The 17492-nt window shown below is 40.3% G+C and carries 17 protein-coding genes and 1 pseudogene; 15 read left to right on the top strand and 3 right to left on the bottom strand.

What is annotated here, in order from left to right; all coding sequences use genetic code 11:
• Positions 1-24 precede the first annotated feature (24 nt).
• The 7 genes from rmuC to tatC all read left to right on the top strand — a co-directional run bounded on the left by rmuC (position 25) and on the right by tatC (position 6201).
• Positions 25-1539, top strand: a complete 1515-nt coding sequence (gene rmuC / locus HC725_RS14820; protein WP_190332648.1) for a DNA recombination protein RmuC — start codon at positions 25-27, stop codon at positions 1537-1539.
• Positions 1540-1591: 52 nt separating this feature from the next.
• Complete coding sequence (gene ubiE, locus HC725_RS14815; protein ID WP_190332647.1) at positions 1592-2374, top strand: bifunctional demethylmenaquinone methyltransferase/2-methoxy-6-polyprenyl-1,4-benzoquinol methylase UbiE; 783 nt, start codon at positions 1592-1594, stop codon at positions 2372-2374.
• Positions 2375-2383: 9 nt separating this feature from the next.
• On the top strand, positions 2384-2989 hold the full coding sequence (locus tag HC725_RS14810; protein WP_190332646.1) for a ubiquinone biosynthesis accessory factor UbiJ: 606 nt from the start codon (positions 2384-2386) through the stop codon (positions 2987-2989).
• The gene (gene ubiB / locus HC725_RS14805) at positions 2986-4629 is read left to right on the top strand and encodes a ubiquinone biosynthesis regulatory protein kinase UbiB (RefSeq protein WP_190332645.1); all 1644 of its coding nucleotides are present in this window, start codon (positions 2986-2988) and stop codon (positions 4627-4629) included. The genes HC725_RS14810 and ubiB overlap by 4 nt, the downstream gene beginning before the upstream one ends.
• A 70-nt stretch (positions 4630-4699) precedes the next feature.
• On the top strand, positions 4700-4960 hold the full coding sequence (tatA, locus tag HC725_RS14800; protein WP_190332644.1) for a Sec-independent protein translocase subunit TatA: 261 nt from the start codon (positions 4700-4702) through the stop codon (positions 4958-4960).
• Between the two features lie 3 nt (positions 4961-4963).
• Positions 4964-5380, top strand: a complete 417-nt coding sequence (tatB, locus tag HC725_RS14795; RefSeq protein WP_190332643.1) for a Sec-independent protein translocase protein TatB — start codon at positions 4964-4966, stop codon at positions 5378-5380.
• A gap of 59 nt (positions 5381-5439) precedes the next feature.
• A complete protein-coding gene (tatC, locus tag HC725_RS14790) occupies positions 5440-6201 on the top strand; it encodes a twin-arginine translocase subunit TatC (protein WP_190332642.1) in 762 nt (253 codons plus the stop codon).
• Positions 6202-6310: 109 nt separating this feature from the next.
• Here the strand turns inward: tatC and HC725_RS14785 are convergent, their stop codons facing one another.
• Positions 6311-7072 (bottom strand): TatD family hydrolase, encoded by a 762-nt coding sequence (locus HC725_RS14785; RefSeq protein WP_190332641.1) that lies wholly within the window; start codon positions 7070-7072, stop codon positions 6311-6313.
• 167 nt (positions 7073-7239) lie between these two features.
• Here HC725_RS14785 and hemB point away from each other — a divergent pair, with 167 nt between their 5' ends.
• Positions 7240-8280, top strand: coding sequence for a porphobilinogen synthase (gene hemB / locus HC725_RS14780; RefSeq protein WP_190332640.1), 1041 nt, complete (start codon positions 7240-7242; stop codon positions 8278-8280).
• Positions 8281-8337: 57 nt separating this feature from the next.
• Here the strand turns inward: hemB and gppA are convergent, their stop codons facing one another.
• Positions 8338-9831, bottom strand: a complete 1494-nt coding sequence (gene gppA, locus HC725_RS14775) for a guanosine-5'-triphosphate,3'-diphosphate diphosphatase (protein WP_190332639.1) — start codon at positions 9829-9831, stop codon at positions 8338-8340.
• 19 nt (positions 9832-9850) lie between these two features.
• Positions 9851-11161 carry an ATP-dependent RNA helicase RhlB gene (rhlB, locus tag HC725_RS14770; RefSeq protein WP_190332638.1) on the bottom strand — a complete coding sequence of 437 codons (1311 nt, stop codon included), beginning with the start codon at positions 11159-11161 and terminating at the stop codon, positions 9851-9853.
• A gap of 113 nt (positions 11162-11274) precedes the next feature.
• Here rhlB and trxA point away from each other — a divergent pair, with 113 nt between their 5' ends.
• From trxA to fre, 7 genes and pseudogenes are all read left to right on the top strand, one after another.
• Positions 11275-11601: a thioredoxin TrxA gene (gene trxA / locus HC725_RS14765; RefSeq protein WP_190332637.1), complete on the top strand. Its 327-nt coding sequence runs from the start codon at positions 11275-11277 to the stop codon at positions 11599-11601.
• 217 nt (positions 11602-11818) lie between these two features.
• Entirely contained in the window at positions 11819-13078 is a 1260-nt protein-coding gene (rho, locus tag HC725_RS14760) for a transcription termination factor Rho (RefSeq protein WP_190332675.1), read from the top strand.
• 70 nt (positions 13079-13148) lie between these two features.
• A complete protein-coding gene (locus tag HC725_RS14755; RefSeq protein ID WP_190332636.1) occupies positions 13149-14183 on the top strand; it encodes a hypothetical protein in 1035 nt (344 codons plus the stop codon).
• 92 nt (positions 14184-14275) lie between these two features.
• Positions 14276-15734 (top strand): annotated as a pseudogene (gene ubiD / locus HC725_RS14750) (4-hydroxy-3-polyprenylbenzoate decarboxylase); the annotation flags it as partial.
• An 8-nt stretch (positions 15735-15742) separates the two neighbouring features.
• A complete protein-coding gene (locus tag HC725_RS16935; RefSeq protein ID WP_446751376.1) occupies positions 15743-16156 on the top strand; it encodes a hypothetical protein in 414 nt (137 codons plus the stop codon).
• 1 nt (position 16157) lies between these two features.
• Positions 16158-16427: a 2Fe-2S iron-sulfur cluster-binding protein gene (locus HC725_RS14745; RefSeq protein WP_190332634.1), complete on the top strand. Its 270-nt coding sequence runs from the start codon at positions 16158-16160 to the stop codon at positions 16425-16427.
• Between the two features lie 13 nt (positions 16428-16440).
• A complete protein-coding gene (gene fre / locus HC725_RS14740; RefSeq protein WP_190332633.1) occupies positions 16441-17154 on the top strand; it encodes an NAD(P)H-flavin reductase in 714 nt (237 codons plus the stop codon).
• Positions 17155-17492 lie beyond the last annotated feature (338 nt).

Genomic DNA, 17492 nt, shown 5'->3' with positions numbered 1-17492 from the left:
GTAAAACAAGCCATAAGGGTTTATATGCACGGGTTCACTTATGATAACGATTTGATAATACTTTGCCTAATAGGGATAACGATTAGCTTGATGATGCTTGCAGTTTGGCTTCGTTATCGTTATCAATCCAAGCAATTGGCAATAGAAGAGAAGCACATTGGTGAAGTGAATTTGTTTCGACAAACGATCCAGCACTTACAGCAATCTAATCTCGAACAGCAAAAAGAATTAGAGCAGCTTGATATGGCTCGTGATAAATCAGAATTTGATGCTCGTCAAGCTTATGGGGAGTTGATGGCAAGCAAGGAGAAGCTAAATTATTTAGAGCTTCAGCAAGTCGAAATGCAGCAATTAAAGCAAGCGAATCAACAGATACAACAGCAATTGAGCGACTATAAAACCGCTAACCGAGAATTAGAAGTTAGGCATACTGAATCACAAAAAGCCGCGCAAGAGAAATTGCAGATACTAGAGCAAGCAGAGAAAAGGCTTAAAGTAGAATTTGAAAGCTTGGCCAACCAAGTATTTGAAGCAAAAGTGAAAAGTGTTGATGAGCAAAATAAGCTTAGTCTAGACGGATTATTGTCACCGTTAAAAGAGCAATTACACGGTTTTAAACAACAGGTTGATACTAGTTTTAATCATGAAGCAAAAGAGCGACACACCTTAGTGCATGAAATTCGTCATTTGCAAAAATTGAATCAACAAATGGCTCAAGATGCCGTTAATCTGACTCAAGCATTGAAAGGTGACAATAAACAGCAAGGTAATTGGGGAGAAGTGGTTCTCGCCAATGTATTAAAAGATTCAGGTCTGCGCGAAGGGCATGAATATCAAACTCAAGTCAGTTTGAATCATGAAAATGGAAAGCGTTATCAACCGGATGTTATTGTTAATTTACCTGAAAATAAGCAAGTCGTTATTGATTCCAAAATGACGTTAGTGGCATTTGAACGTTATTTTAATGGCGTGACCGACGCTGATAAATCTAAAGCCATTACTGAGCATTTAATCGCGATGAGGAGCCATATTAAGTTGCTCAGTCAAAAGGATTATCATCAATTACAAGGGATTACCTCACTTGATTATGTATTGATGTTTATCCCAATTGAGCCTGCCTTCCAATTGGCGATGGAAGCTGATCCTCGGTTGGTGAAAGATGCGATGGAACAAAATATCATATTGGTAAGTCCAACCACTTTACTCGTTGCGCTGCGCACTATTAATCATTTATGGCGCAATGAAAGGCAGAACCAGAATGCTAAACTGATCGCTGATAAAGCAAGCAAGTTATACGACAAAATGCGTTTGTTTGTGGATGATATGGATTCGGTAGGCTCGGCTTTAAATCGGGCACAATCGAGCTACCAAGGCGCTATGAATAAATTATCACAAGGAAAAGGTAACCTGATTCGTCAAGCCGAAGGATTTAAAAGTTTAGGGGTTGAAGTCAAAAAAGAGATTGCACCGAATTTAGCAGAAATTGCGCAAAATGATTTTCACAATGACAGACAATCGCTTGAGGATAAAGTAAACTAAGCGCTCTTTTATTGGCCCAGATCCTCACTGAGATTGAATAATCGGAATAACCATGACGGATAAACAAGTACAATCAGATAATGTAATCATTCAAGACGATACGACTCACTTTGGCTTTACCACTGTCGCAAAAGATAAAAAAGTGGAGAAAGTAGCGGAAGTTTTTCACTCTGTGGCGGCAAAGTACGACATTATGAACGATTTGATGTCGGTTGGCATACATCGTTTATGGAAGCGTTTTACTATCGATTGCAGTGGTGTTCGTCCTGGTCATAAAGTGTTAGATCTTGCCGGTGGTACAGGCGATTTAACTGCTAAGTTTTCTCGTATTGTCGGTGATAATGGCCATGTGGTTTTAGCTGATATTAATAATTCAATGCTGAATGTTGGACGCGATAAATTACGCGACCTTGGCGTGGTAGGTAATGTACATTACGTGCAAGCCAATGCCGAAGAATTACCATTTCCTGATGACCACTTTGATTGTATTACGATTGCGTTTGGTCTACGTAATGTGACGGATAAAGATAAAGCATTGCGCTCAATGTTCCGTGTTTTAAAACCTGGTGGTCGTTTGTTGGTATTGGAGTTTTCGAAACCACAAATGGAAGCTCTGTCAAAAGTCTACGATGCATATTCATTCCATTTATTACCTAAGATTGGTCAAGTGGTTGCTAACGATGCAGATAGTTACCGTTATTTAGCGGAATCTATTCGCATGCACCCAGACCAAGACACGTTAAAAGGTATGATGGACGAGGCTGGTTTTGAGCAAACTAGCTATTACAATTTGACTGGCGGCATTGTCGCATTGCACCGCGGTTATAAATTTTAAGGAATAATCATGCCATTTGAACCTATCGTAACCGGCGTGATTGAAACTGCACTCAATCGTTTGATTCAAGATGATGCAGAATATATTCAGCAAGTGGCTAGGCTAAAAGGCAAAGTCATTCATATCCATTTACAAGAATTAAACCGTAATTTGATTTTTGTTTTTAGTTATCGTGTTGATGTTTTAAGCCAATACGAAGGTAATCCAGATTGTTATTTAAGTTTAAAACTGGCGACATTACCTAAGCTAAAAGACCAATCTAAAATCACGCAATTAATTAAACAAGATCAGTTAGTGCTTGAAGGTGATATCCAACTGGCACAAAAGTTTTCTCAACTAATGGCAGACATTAAGCCTGATATTGAAGAGTGGGTTTCTAGAGTGACGGGCGATGTGGTTGCACATACTTTAGTTCAAGGATTAAAAGCGCCCACACAATGGTTAAAATCAGAAGTTCGATTACAGCAACAACGTTTAGGTATTGTACTAACTGAAGAGTGGAAAGTGGCTCCGAGTAGTTTGGAGGTCGCTTATTTTTGTGATCAAGTTGATGATGTTACCAGTCGAGCGGCTCAGCTTGAACAACGAATCAATCGATGGATGGAAAAATCATGACATTGACTGAGACTCGCCGCTTATACCGAATAGCTAAAATACAGCTTGAATATGGATTAGATGAGTTGCTGCCAACTCATAAGTTAACCAAATGGCCGTTACTGCTTAAAAAACTATTATTTTGGATAACACCGAAGCATAAAGATAAATTGCTTGGAGACCGATTACGATTGGCTTTGCAAGATCTTGGGCCAGTTTGGATCAAGTTTGGTCAAATGATGTCCACTCGGCGTGACTTATTTCCCGATCATATTGCGGATCCTCTGGCTTTATTACAGGACCAAGTCGGCCCATTTGATGGTCAACTGGCTAAAAAGTGTATTGAAAAATCATTGGGAGGACCCGTTGAGCAGTGGTTCGATGAATTTGAGATTGAACCGTTAGCGTCAGCGTCTATCGCTCAAGTCCATACGGCAAAACTAAAAAGTACAGGGCAAGAAGTCGTCTTGAAAGTTATACGTCCTGATATTCGCCCTGTTATCGAAGCGGATTTGAAGTTGATGTATCGGATGGCCAGAATTGTCGCTAAATTCATGCCAGATGCTCGTCGTTTAAAGCCGGTTGAAGTGGTTAAAGAATACGAAACTACCTTAGTTCATGAATTGGATTTACGTTGTGAAGCGGCAAATGCACTGCAATTAAGGCGTAACTTTATTAATAGCGATGATTTATACGTCCCTGACGTCCTGATGGATTTCAGCAGTGAGCATTTAATGGTGTCAGAGCGTATATATGGGGTACAAGTCTCTGATCTTGAAACTCTGGCAAGTAATGGCACCAATATGAAACTTTTGGCTGAAAAAGGGGTGACGGTCTTTTTTACCCAAGTTTTTCGCGATAGTTTTTTTCATGCGGATATGCATCCAGGTAATGTATTCGTTTCACACCAAACACCAGAAAACCCATTATGGATAGGACTAGATTGCGGTATTGTTGGGACGCTAAATAATGAAGACAAACGTTATTTGGCAGAAAACTTTTTAGCGTTTTTTAATCGTGATTATCGACGAGTGGCCGAGTTGCATATTGACTCTGGTTGGGTACCTGCTGATACCAATGTGATTGATTTTGAATCTGCAATTCGTACCGTGTGCGAGCCGATTTTTGCAAAGCCTTTATGTGAGATTTCATTTGGTCATGTGTTATTGAATTTATTTAATACGGCGCGTCGTTTTAATATGGAAGTACAGCCTCAATTAGTACTTTTACAAAAAACGCTGTTATACGTTGAGGGTTTAGGGCGTCAACTTTACCCACAACTAGATTTATGGGAAACGGCAAAGCCATTCCTTGAAAAGTGGATGTTAGAACAAGTAGGACCTAAAGCGTTATTTAAAGCAGTAAAAGAGAAAGCACCATTATGGGCTGAAAAACTGCCAGAGCTACCGGAACTCCTATACGAAACGTTGAAACGTAGTCGTGATATGGATCAAAAACTTGCACGTATTTATGAAGGATATGCATTAAATAAACGTAAACAAGCTACGGGTAAGTTTTTATTTGGTATTGGAGGGACATTAGTCGTATGCTCTGCAATATTACAATTAAGTAGCACTCAATGGCATTCAGATGCCTCTATAGTGAGTGGTGCTGTTGGTCTCATTTTTTGGCTTGCGAGCTGGAAAGCGTACCGTCATTAATTCGTAAACTAGGTGCATTATAATGTGCTCTTTCTTTATATTTTAAACAGTAGATCCGAGGTAGAAAATAATGGGCGGAATTAGTATTTGGCAACTTTTAATCATTGCAGTTATCGTTGTGCTTTTATTTGGTACGAAAAAATTACGTGGTATTGGTGGTGATTTGGGATCTGCGGTAAAAGGCTTTAAAAAAGCCATGAGTGAAGAAGAAAAATCGGCTGATAAGTCAACAGCTGATGATGCTGATTTTGATCCAAAGTCGATTGATCAAGCCAAAACAGATGCATCTGCGCACTCAACAGATACTAAAAAAGAAAAAGAGCAGGGCTAACTGGTGTTTGATATCGGTTTTGGGGAGCTGGTATTAATATCGGTTATCGCCTTGGTCGTACTAGGGCCTGAACGTTTGCCAACGGCTATTCGCAGTGTGAGTAAATTTATTCGCACGGCTAAAACAATGGCTAATAACGTGAAAGATGAGCTATCCCAAGAGCTTAAAATTCAAGAACTACAAGATAACCTTCGTAAAGCAGAGAATATGGGGATGAAAGATTTATCGCCAGAGCTGCAATCCTCTATTGAAGCATTAAAAAAGGCCGCACAAGATGTGCAGCGGCCGTATGCACGAGATGAGGTTGAAGATACTCAAACCGTAGCCCAAGCGGATGACAAAGCATTACCTGATGCAAATAAAGTCACCGATGAGACTTCAACGGAAAGTAAATCTACTGACGCCAATAAAGCGCACTAGAGAGAAATACCGCCTAGATTATTCTATATGAGCTAGGCGTTTTATTATTGAGGCTTTATATGTCCACTCAGGAACAAACTCAACCGTTAATCACGCATCTGATTGAGCTTAGAAATCGAATCTTAAAAGCAATTGCCTCTATTATGGCCATCTTTATTTCGATTGTTTGGTTCTCTAGCCAAATATATGAATTTGTTTCAGCTCCTTTGATCAGCCGGTTACCTCAAGGTGGCAGCATGATCGCAACGGATGTGGCTTCTCCTTTTTTTACACCATTAAAACTGACTTTAGTGGTTGCAGTTTTTCTGGCGGTCCCGCTTGTGCTTTATCAAGTATGGGCATTTGTCGCACCTGGTTTATACAAGCATGAACGTCGCTTAATTGCGCCATTACTATTTTCGAGCTCTTTATTGTTCTACTGTGGTGTGGCATTTGCTTACTATGTGGTTTTCCCTCTTATCTTCTCTTTCTTTACCGCTATTTCGTTAGGAGGAGTGCAATTTGCTACGGATATATCCAGCTATTTGGACTTTGTGTTATCACTGTTTATGGCATTTGGAATTGCATTTGAAGTGCCTGTCGCGATTATTTTACTGTGTTGGACTGGTGCGACCGATGCGAAAACCTTATCGGAAAAACGCCCTTATATTGTCGTCATTGCTTTCATTGTTGGCATGCTATTAACACCACCCGATATGGTGTCTCAAACCTTATTAGCTGTTCCGATGTGTATTTTGTTTGAAATCGGTTTGTTTTTCTCTCGCTTTTATACTCGACCGAAAAATGATGATGGGGATGATGAGAGAGAAGAGGATGCATAGACGTAAAAGCTAGGCGTAGCAATCTTTAAACGTCGAATATATTGTTATAAAAAACGCGATGAACTGTTATTCATCGCATTTTTTATGGGTGAAATATAAAGAATAGTGGTTAGAGATTAAATAATAATTTGGTATTTTTGCTTGTAATCTGGCTGACCTCACTGAGAGACATCTCGCGTAAATCCGCAACTCTTTGAGCAACTAGTTCCATAAAGAAAGGTTCGTTACGCTTACCTCGATGAGGGGTTGGGGCAAGGTAAGGGCAATCGGTCTCTAAAATTACAAAATCCAAATCCAGGTGTGGGATAACGTTATCCATTCCGCCATTTTTAAAGGTTGAAACGCCGCCTAGCCCTAGATGAAAACCAAGTTGGTTAATGGCTTCGGCTTGTGCAAGGCTGCCGCCAAAGCAATGAAACACGCCTCGCAGACTACCATCTTGCTCTTGTTTCAATATCTCTAGAGTTTGATCTATTGAATCTCGAGTATGAATGACAACAGGTAAATTAAGTTCTTTTGCCCATTGTAGCTGGGTACGAAAAGCAAATTCTTGTTGCTGTTGATAGGTTTTATCCCAATAAAGATCAATGCCAATTTCACCAACGGCAATAAATTTATGTTGATTAAACCACTGACGAATGATCGCCAAATCGTGTTCAATATTGTCATTTACATAGCATGGGTGTAAGCCCATCATTGAATGACAAACGTCGGGGTATCGAGCTTCAGTGGCGAGCATTGGTGCGATTGATTCTAGATCAATATTTGGCAGTAAAATTTTTTCAATGCCGATTGATAGAGCGCGTTCAACGACCTGATCACGGTCCTCATCAAATTCAGTTGCATAAATATGGGCGTGGCTATCAATCATAATTAACTCTGTTTATAAATGGTGCACTTAGTATAAATGACTGCAAACCAATCGTCACATGGATTGCGATAATACGAGCTTTCAAGAATAGCTGAGAGTGATATGATAATAAAATACATGGGAGCTAAGCGATGAACGGTAGCTCAAGATAATTAAGGAGAGTTAGGGTGTCTGTATCTATTCAAGGTCAATTTCCGGGTCGTCGTCTTCGTCGTATTCGTAAGCATGATTTCAGTCGTCGTTTAGTGGCTGAAAATAAAGTTAGCGTTGATGATTTGATTTATCCAATGTTTGTTTTAATGGGCAAAAATCGTCGTGAAGCAGTTGAGTCGATGCCAGGTGTAGACCGTCTTTCTATTGATCTTTTATTAGAAGAGGCCGATTACCTATCAAAACTTGGTGTGCCAGCCATCGCACTGTTTCCTGTGGTCAATCAAGATGTAAAATCTTTATGTGCAACCGAAGCATATAATCCTGAAGGATTAGTACAGCGTGCTGTAAAGGCATTAAAAGAACATGTACCTGAATTAGGTGTAATTACGGATGTTGCGTTAGACCCTTATACGACTCATGGCCAAGATGGCATTATTGATGCAGATGGTTATGTGCAAAATGAGGAGACAACTGAAGTCTTAGTTAAACAAGCATTGTCTCATGCGGCAGCAGGTGCTGATGTTGTTGCTCCTTCCGATATGATGGATGGCCGCATAGGTAAAATTCGTGAAGCTTTAGAAAAAGCGGGACTCATACACACTCAAATTATGGCGTACTCAGCCAAATATGCGTCCAACTACTATGGGCCTTTCCGAGATGCAGTCGGTTCAAGTAGCAACCTAAAAGGTGGTAATAAGAAAAATTACCAAATGGATCCAGCTAATAGTGATGAAGCCATCCATGAAGTTGCGATGGATATTAACGAAGGTGCGGATATGGTAATGGTAAAACCGGGTATGCCATATCTCGATATTGTTCGCCGTGTTAAGACTGAATTACAGGTGCCAACTTTCGCTTATCAAGTTTCGGGTGAATATGCGATGCATAAGGCTGCAATTCAAAATGGTTGGTTGAAAGAGAAAGAGACAGTACTAGAATCGTTACTTTGTTTTAAACGTGCTGGCGCAGATGGCATTTTAACTTATTTCGCAAAGGATGTTGCTGAGTGGTTAGCACAAGATAATATTACGGTAGATACAGCGGATCATGAATAATTAGATCTAAATAGTATTGGTTATAAAAATGGAGCCGATTGAGCTCCATTTTCTTGGTTAAATCAAATTAATGATTAATGGCCCGCCTATATCCGTTTGTCGATTAGCTTCTAATTCTAGCTCAGCTTGAGTGAGTGGATTAGATTCTAGCCACTTTTTATCAATGGATAATGTGAGTACATCTTCATTGGAGTGGAGTTTAACCAATGGCTGTAAATTAACATGGCGGCGGTGGGTCAATAAAATGGCAAGACGAAGTATTCTTAGCAAGCGTTTACTACTTTGACTCGACAATGCATGTTGCTCTGGTAGTGAGCTCAATTGTTCGCGATAGCGGCGAATCCATTCAGCTAATAGGTACTTTTGTGATCGAGTAAACCCTGGTAAATCTAAATGCTGAATGAGATAAGCTCCGTGCTCTCCACCTTTCTTAAAATCGATGCTTAATCCAATTTCATGTAATTCTGCGGCCGATTGCAGAAGGTAGGGGGCTTGAGACTCATTTACCCATGATTGTTGATTGCATTGTCGAAATAATTGTAATGCCGTTTCAGCAACTTGGTTTGCATAAATTATATCAACTTGGTAGCGTTTTTGTACGCTATCAATAGTTCGTTGGCGAATATCAGATTGTCGCATTTCACTGATCATTTCATAAGCCAGACCTTCACGCAGCGCGCCGCCCGCTAATGTCATTGATTCAATGTTTAAGCTTTCAAAAATAGCGATCAAAATAGATAAACCACTAGGAAAGACCAAAGCCCGTTCCAAAGTTAATCCATCTATTTCTAGTTCTTCTAAATGAGAAGCCAGCATAGCTTGTTTTTGTAAACGCTTAAGTTTACTGAGAGTAATCACTTCATCCATGCCTTGAGCTAGCATGATTTCTTGCAATGCTTGTACGGTACCGCTTGCCCCAACACACACATCCCAACCGAGTTGGGTGTATTTTTCCAGTATAGGCGCGAGTGTTATTTTTGCTGCATTAATTGCATTATCAAAATTGTATTGCGTAAGCTGGCGATCATGAAAGTAATTATCTAACCAAGTTACACATCCCATTGGTAAGCTAATAAGTGCTTGAGTTTCAAATTCTTGGCCAATAATAAGCTCGGTACTGGCGCCGCCAATATCGACTACTAATCGACGACCTAAACCGCCAGAAGTATGAGCGACACCTTTATAAATAGTGGCCGCTTCTTCTTCACCAGAAATGATCTCAATTGAATAGCCGAGAATTTGATTCGCTTTTTGCAGAAAAACATCCACATTGATAGCTGAGCGTAAAGCTGCTGTGCCAACAATACGAATGTTTTCGGCTGGTATATCTTGCAGTCGTTCAGCAAATAAGTCTAAACAGTCCCACCCACGTTGCATTGCGTCTTGGCTTAATTGGTTATTTGTATCTAAACCATTTGCAAGGCGGACTTTACGTTTGATTTTTGCCATAGTTTGCACGCTGCCATCGATATGACGGACAATTAGCATATGGAAGCTATTCGAACCAAGGTCTATAGCCGCGTAAAGTGGTGGTGAAACTGCTGTACTCATAAATCAATCATATCCTTGATTAATTGCTATGCGGTTGGCGTGGGCGACGGTTATTATTACGTGCACCATTACTGCGATTAGAACCACGAGCGCCGCCAGTGTTAGTACGGCGGTTGGTTTGTGGACGACGTTGCAGTCGTATCGCTGGTGGTAATTCGGTTAATAATGCTGATGCATCATATTCTGACATCGGAATAGAATGTTCAATATATTCTTCAATCGCTGGAAGATTAATCGCATAGTCTTCGCAAGCAAAACTAATCGACGAACCACTAGCACCAGCACGACCGGTACGGCCAATACGGTGTACATAATCTTCAGCATCATCTGGCAGATCAAAGTTAAACACGTGTGTTACCGCTGGAATGTGTAACCCACGTGCAGCAACATCAGTCGCGACCAAGAAATCAACGTCACCGCGAGTAAACTCTTCTAGAATTCGCTCACGTTTTTTCTGTGGAACATCACCTGTTAGTAACCCAACACGGTGTCCATCTGCGGCTAAGTGGCCCCATACAGATTCACATTTGTATTTGGTATTGGCAAAAATGATGGCACGTTCTGGCCATTCTTCTTCAATTAATGTTTGAAGTAGTGCCATTTTGTGTTCATTAGATGGATAGAACAATTCTTCTTTGATGTTCGCGCCTGTTTTTTTCTCAGACTCAACCACCACATGCTCAGGATTGTGCATATGTTCAAAGGCCAGTTCTTGTACGCGATAAGACAGCGTAGCTGAAAATAGCATGTTAAGGCGATCTTTTGGCTCGGGCATGCGACGGAACAAGAATCGAATATCTTTAATGAACCCAAGGTCGAACATACGATCGGCTTCATCTAAAACAACAGCTTGTATGCTATTTAAATCGAATACTTTTTGTTTATAAAAGTCGATGATACGACCACAAGTACCAATTAAAATATCCACACCATCTTGAAGTTTGGTTAGTTGTTTATCATAGCTTTCGCCACCATAAGCTAAACCTGCTTTCAAACCTGTGGTTTCAATGAGACCTTCTGCATCGTTATAAATCTGAATCGCAAGTTCACGAGTCGGAGCCATAATGATTGCGCGCGGGCTCGTTTTTGAACGACCCTCAGGAGCATCATTTTTTAGTAAGTGATTAAAAGTAGCAGTAAGAAACGCGAGCGTTTTACCTGTACCCGTTTGGGCTTGGCCTGCAATGTCTTGGCCGGTGAGCAGTACCGGCAACGCCAAGGCTTGGATAGGGGTGCAAAACTCAAACCCTTTTTTCTCCAATCCTTCAATGACTTGGGGTAATAAATCCAAGTCGGCGAATTTTTGCTCTGTGATATGTGTCTTTTTCATTCGCATAGAATATCAGCTTAAGCTTGCAATACGAAAGTAAATCCATTCCAATAGGCAATCTAATTGCTGGTTATCATCCAACCAGCTCATAAAAGTAGACATTGGAGTGGAAGATGAGTGACAAGATTATGCAGCTTTCTGATGAAGGTTTCGAAAACGATGTAATCAAAGCTGCTGGTCCAGTGCTAGTTGATTTTTGGGCGGAGTGGTGTGGTCCTTGTAAAATGATCGCTCCAATTCTTGATGAGATCGCTGACGAATACCAAGGTAAACTTACTATCGGTAAGCTAAATATCGATCAAAATGCTGGAACACCACCAAAATTTGGTATCCGTGGTATCCCTACATTACTTCTTTTTAAAGATGGCAGTGTTGCTGCAACGAAAGTGGGCGCACTATCTAAAACTCAGTTGAAAGAATTTTTAGATGCCAACCTGTAATCGGGTATTGCTTAATTAATATAAAATAACAAACCGCATATGATCACTTATATGCGGTTTGTGTTTTTTAAAGCTAGACGAGCGTTAATTTTAGTGATAATTTATCGCACGTTAAATATACAAATTTTCATTTCATGGCCGATCCTTAAGGTCATATACCTATCTTATAAACCACCAAAAACAGAATCCTATTTTGACAAAACAAGCATCCACCACTATGAATCTAACTGAATTAAAAAACCGCCCAGTCTCTGAACTTGTTGCACTTGGAGAGAGTCTAGGTTTAGAAAACTTAGCCCGTTTGAGAAAGCAAGACATCATTTTTTCTATCCTAAAAGCTCATGCTAAAGGTGGTGAAGATATTTTTGGCGATGGGGTTCTTGAAATTTTACAAGATGGCTTTGGCTTTTTACGCTCGGCAGATTGTTCTTACCTTGCCGGCCCTGATGATATTTATGTATCACCAAGCCAAATTCGCCGTTTTAACTTACGGACAGGTGATTCGGTAGCCGGAAAAATTCGACCACCAAAGGATGGTGAACGTTATTTTGCCCTTCTTAAAGTCAACACAGTCAACTTTGATCGCCCAGATAACGCCCGTAACAAAATCCTTTTCGAAAACTTAACGCCTCTGCATGCTAACGAACGTATGGTTATGGAGCGTGGTAATGGCTCAACGGAAGATATTACGGCTCGAGTTTTAGATTTAGCATCTCCAATTGGTAAAGGCCAACGTGGTTTGATTGTTGCTCCGCCAAAAGCCGGTAAAACAATGCTATTGCAAAACATTGCACAAAGCATTGCGCATAATCATCCTGAATGTGAATTAATGGTGTTACTGATTGATGAGCGCCCAGAAGAAGTAACAGAAATGCAGCGCTTAGTGAAAGGAGAAGTTATTGCTTCTACCTTTGATGAACCAGCTTCACGTCATGTTCAAGTGGCTGAAATGGTGATTGAAAAAGCAAAACGCCTGGTTGAACATAAGAAAGATGTTGTTATTTTGCTTGATTCGATTACTCGTTTAGCTCGTGCTTACAACACCGTGATTCCATCATCAGGTAAAATATTGACAGGTGGTGTTGATGCTAACGCGTTGCATCGCCCTAAACGTTTCTTTGGTGCCGCACGTAATGTTGAAGAAGGTGGCAGTTTAACTATTATTGCAACCGCGCTTGTCGACACTGGCTCTAAAATGGATGAAGTTATCTATGAAGAGTTTAAAGGTACTGGTAATATGGAATTGCACTTAAACCGTAAGATTGCGGAAAAACGTGTTTTCCCTGCCATTGATTTCAACCGTTCAGGTACGCGTCGTGAAGAGTTATTGACCAAAGGCGATGAGCTACAGAAAATGTGGATTTTACGTAAAATCGTTCATCCTATGAGCGAAACGGATGCCATGGAATTCCTCATCGATAAACTGGCCATGACCAAAACTAATAATGAGTTCTTTGATGCTATGCGTCGTCAATAACGGCCCTATAGAATAAGATCATTGATTTAACTTTCTATCACCGCTCACATTGAGCGGTGATTTTTATTGTATGAGCGAAAAATTCGTAGCAGTATGGCTCGATAGTAAAAAGGAAGAATTATTTATGCACCAAGGACGGTTTGCATTCATTCTTTTGTGTGTTGTTTTACTGACAAGTAAGCTTGCATCAGCAACATCAATCTCAAGAGAAGAAGCACAGCAATGGTTAAAAAAACCTCAAATTAGTATTGTCGTTGATCAGTTATATGATAATGCAGCCAAAAACGATACAGATCAGTTGGCACTACGACTCGAATCTTTATCTATGCCAAATCAAGAGATCACTCGTTATCTCTTATTAAAAAAATTAGAAACATCACAGTTTGTCTTAAGCCCAGAAATGGCCGCATTTGTTTTTTCGCAAACTAAACATTCACCCGCTTATACGATTGAGGAGTCGGGGGATGGTTATCAAACAATGATCCCCGCTTTTAATTCCTCTGTTGTGGCGACTCGTTTAATGCGAGCACGAAGCAAAACACAATCTAATTTAGATTTTATTTTATCTGTTGAGGAGCGCAACCTTGAACTGCATCAATGGCTGAAAGGTTCCGATAGCCAAATTAAGCAGCGAGAGTCATTATTAATTTCTGCTATGGATAGCTTATCACCACAAGCGGTGTCTTATTTAGTTAATCAAATTGCAGGAGATAAAGTCATTCAATGGCTGCCAACGTCGGCTGTGATGGTTAAATTGGCTCAAGTTTCGAAAGATCCTCGTATTTATCATTTACTCTGGAGGATGAAAGGAAGTACGGAACTTGAAAATGAAGTGAATAGACTCGCCTCTATTGGTGATGTTTTTTCAACACAACAATTGATCAATGCCGTGGGTAATCCAGCATTAAAATCAATAGCAATGATAGGCTTAATCAAGATAAAGCCTATGCCAATTGGGTTAGAGCAATTTTTTGTTTCTCGATTAAATAAGGATGAAGATGGAGAAGGTTTGAGGGCGCTGTTAATTAAGAATGGATATGAGTCTTGGTTGCAGCAGCTGAGCGGAAGTGGATTAATTCCTATGACATCATCGTTGATTAAATAAGATATAAGAATAACAAAAAACAGTTTGAGGCGAGATCGTAAGTTTGAATCAGTATATAATGACAATTATTATCAATAACGAATAGAAGTGTTATGAGTTTTAAGAATTTACGCGATTTTCTAACTCACTTAGAGAAGATCGGACAACTCAAGCGTATAACTCATCCAATTGATCCTCATTATGAAATGACGGAAATAAGCGATCGTACATTACGAGCTAGTGGCCCTGCTTTATTGTTTGAAAACCCTATTGGATACGATATGCCAGTGCTGACCAATTTATTTGGTACGGCGGAACGTGTTGCCATGGGGATGGGGCGAAGTGAAGTAAAAGAGTTGCGAGAAGTAGGCAAACTATTGGCCTACCTTAAAGAGCCTGAACCGCCTAAAGGTTTTAAAGATGCTATCAATAAGCTGCCCGTATTTAAGCAAGTTTTAAATATGCCAGTGAAGCGCCTTCGGCGTGCATCATGCCAAGATATTATTTTAAAAGGCGACGAAATCGATTTAGATAAAATTCCTGTCATGAGCTGTTGGCCTGGTGATGTCGCGCCGTTATTGACTTGGGGATTAACTATAACCAAAGGGCCAAATAAGAATCGTCAGAATCTTGGTATCTATCGTCAACAAAAAATCAGCAAAAATAAAATCATTATGCGTTGGCTCGCTCACCGTGGCGGTGCGTTAGATATGAAAGACTGGATGGAAACGCACCCAGGAAAACCATTCCCTATTTCAGTTGCCTTTGGAGCGGATCCCGCGACTATTTTAGGCGCAGTCACCCCTGTTCCCGATTCATTATCTGAATATGCTTTTTCTGGGTTGTTACGAGGCAGTAAAACGGAAGTCGTGAAATCTGTTAGCAACGATCTTGACGTTCCAGCAAGCGCTGAAATTGTACTGGAAGGCTATATTGATCCAAATGAACTTGCCGATGAAGGACCTTACGGTGATCATACTGGGTATTTTAACGAAGTAGAAAAGCATCATGTTTTTACTATTACCCATTTAACGATGCGTAAGGATGCGATTTACCACAGTACTTACACCGGCCGCCCACCAGATGAGCCTGCGGTATTAGGTGTCGCCCTGAATGAAGTGTTCGTTCCAATCTTACAGAAACAATTTCCAGAAATTGAAGATTTTTATCTTCCACCTGAAGGCTGTTCATATCGAATGGCCGTTGTGAAAATGAAGAAGCAATATCCTGGTCACGCCAAACGCGTGATGATGGGGGTGTGGTCTTTTTTACGTCAATTTATGTATACCAAATTTGTTATCGTGTGCGATGGAGAGGTTGATATTCGAGATTGGTCAAGTATTAGTCATGCCATGATTCTAAATATGGATCCGATCCGGGATACGACTTTAATTGATAATACACCAATTGATTCACTCGATTTTGCTTCACCAGTTGTTGGTCTAGGCTCTAAGATGGGATTAGATATAACCCAGAAATGGGCTGCAGAACTTGCGATTTCAAATGATGAAAATTCATCGCTAAGTGAATCTAGTTTAAAAGATGCTGAGCTCGCTGAATTGCATCAAAAGTTTCCTGAAGTGTTGGATTGGTATTTTCCATGTGGCTTTGAATACTCACAAATGATGATTATAAGCATGGAGAAGAAAGAAGCTGGTCATAGCCGACGTTTGATGAAGGCGCTTTGGGAGTATCTAGAACCGTTGATAGACACTCGTTTCATTATTGTTTGCGAGGGTGATGTAAATATTCGAGATTGGAATGATGTGATTTGGGCTGTGACGACAAGAATGGATCCGACAAGGGATACTTTAATGTTGAAAGAAGGGCCTGAAAATTCTTATATTCGTTCTAAGATGGGTTTAGATGCTACCAATAAATGGCCTGGTGAAGCGGTAAGAGAGTGGGGAACACCGATTAAAAAAGATCCCGCGATTGTTGAAAGAATTGATTCTATCTGGAAATCGTTAAATATTTTTCCAGACAATAAATAAAATGTCTTACAAAGTTACGTTACTCCCTAGCCAGCAAGAGTTTGATGTAGACACTGATCAAACCATTCTTGAGGCGGCTGAGCAATATGGGATATACATTCCTAGCCGCTGCCGAGCTGGAGTGTGTACAATGTGCTTATGTAAAAAAATCGAAGGGAATGTACTTTATGCTCTTGAACCGGTTCTTACACAAAAAGAGCTGACTCAAGGGTGGATATTTCCATGTTTGGCTTATGCAACAAGTCACTTAGTTTTATTATTTGATGAGTGACCAAGAGGAAACTATGACGATCATATGCACGGTAAAATCGATAGAACCATTAGCTCGCAATACTTATCGAATCCTGCTACACCCAAAAACCCCAGTGAGTTATAAGGCAGGGCAATATTTGATGGTAGTTATGGGGGAGGAAGATAAAAGGCCATTCTCAATTGCAAGTAGTCCATGCCGACATAGTGGCGAGTTAGAATTGCATATTGGAGCCGCCGATCATAATGCGTATGCAATAGAAGTGGTAGAGTCGATGAATCATGCTTATGCTAACGATCAAGCGATAGAGATTGATATACCCCATGGTACTGCTTGGTTGCAGACTGAATCTGCACGTTCGATATTATTAATTGCTGGCGGAACTGGGTTTAGTTATACACGATCAATCCTAGACCATTGTATCAGCCAGAAATTTTCTCAGCCCATTTATATATATTGGGGTGGAAAAGATAGTGAGCAGTTATACGCAATGAAAGAGCTTAAACAAATTGCTGCAGTGAATGAAAACGTACATTTTATTCCTGTGATTGAAGCTCAAGAAAAGGAGTGGAATGGAAGGCAAGGCAATGTTCTGGAAATCATAGAACAAGACTTCTCCTCATTAATTGATTTTGATATCTATATAGCTGGTCGTTTTGAAATGGCTGGAGCAGCAAGAACGCGCTTTGTTGACTTCAAGCAAGCACAGAAAGAAAGAATGTTTGCTGATGCGTATGCTTTTATTTAGTAATACGTGCTGTATCGATGATTAAAACACCAAAAAGGAGCCTTGTTGCTCCTTTTTTCATCGAACTAAAAATAAATACTAAAAATTATAAAAAAGCCCTTGCCAATGTGAACTTGATCTCTATAATGCGACCTCACTGACACGGAGCACACAGCCTAGCGGCAGCAACGAGTCAGAGGTCACAACCTTCTCAAAAAGGGTAACGAAAAAAGATTGTAGAAAGTGTTTGACACCATCAATCAAATCGTTAAAATGGCCGCCCTCTTAACCGGAAAGCAAAAAGCTTGCCACGTTAAGATTGCTCTTTAACAATTTAAACCTATCAATCTGTGTGGGCA

Source organism: Vibrio sp. S17_S38 (genome assembly GCF_014694375.1).
Taxonomy (GTDB): Bacteria; Pseudomonadota; Gammaproteobacteria; order Enterobacterales; family Vibrionaceae; genus Vibrio.
This window is presented reverse-complemented; position numbering and strand designations above follow the sequence as displayed.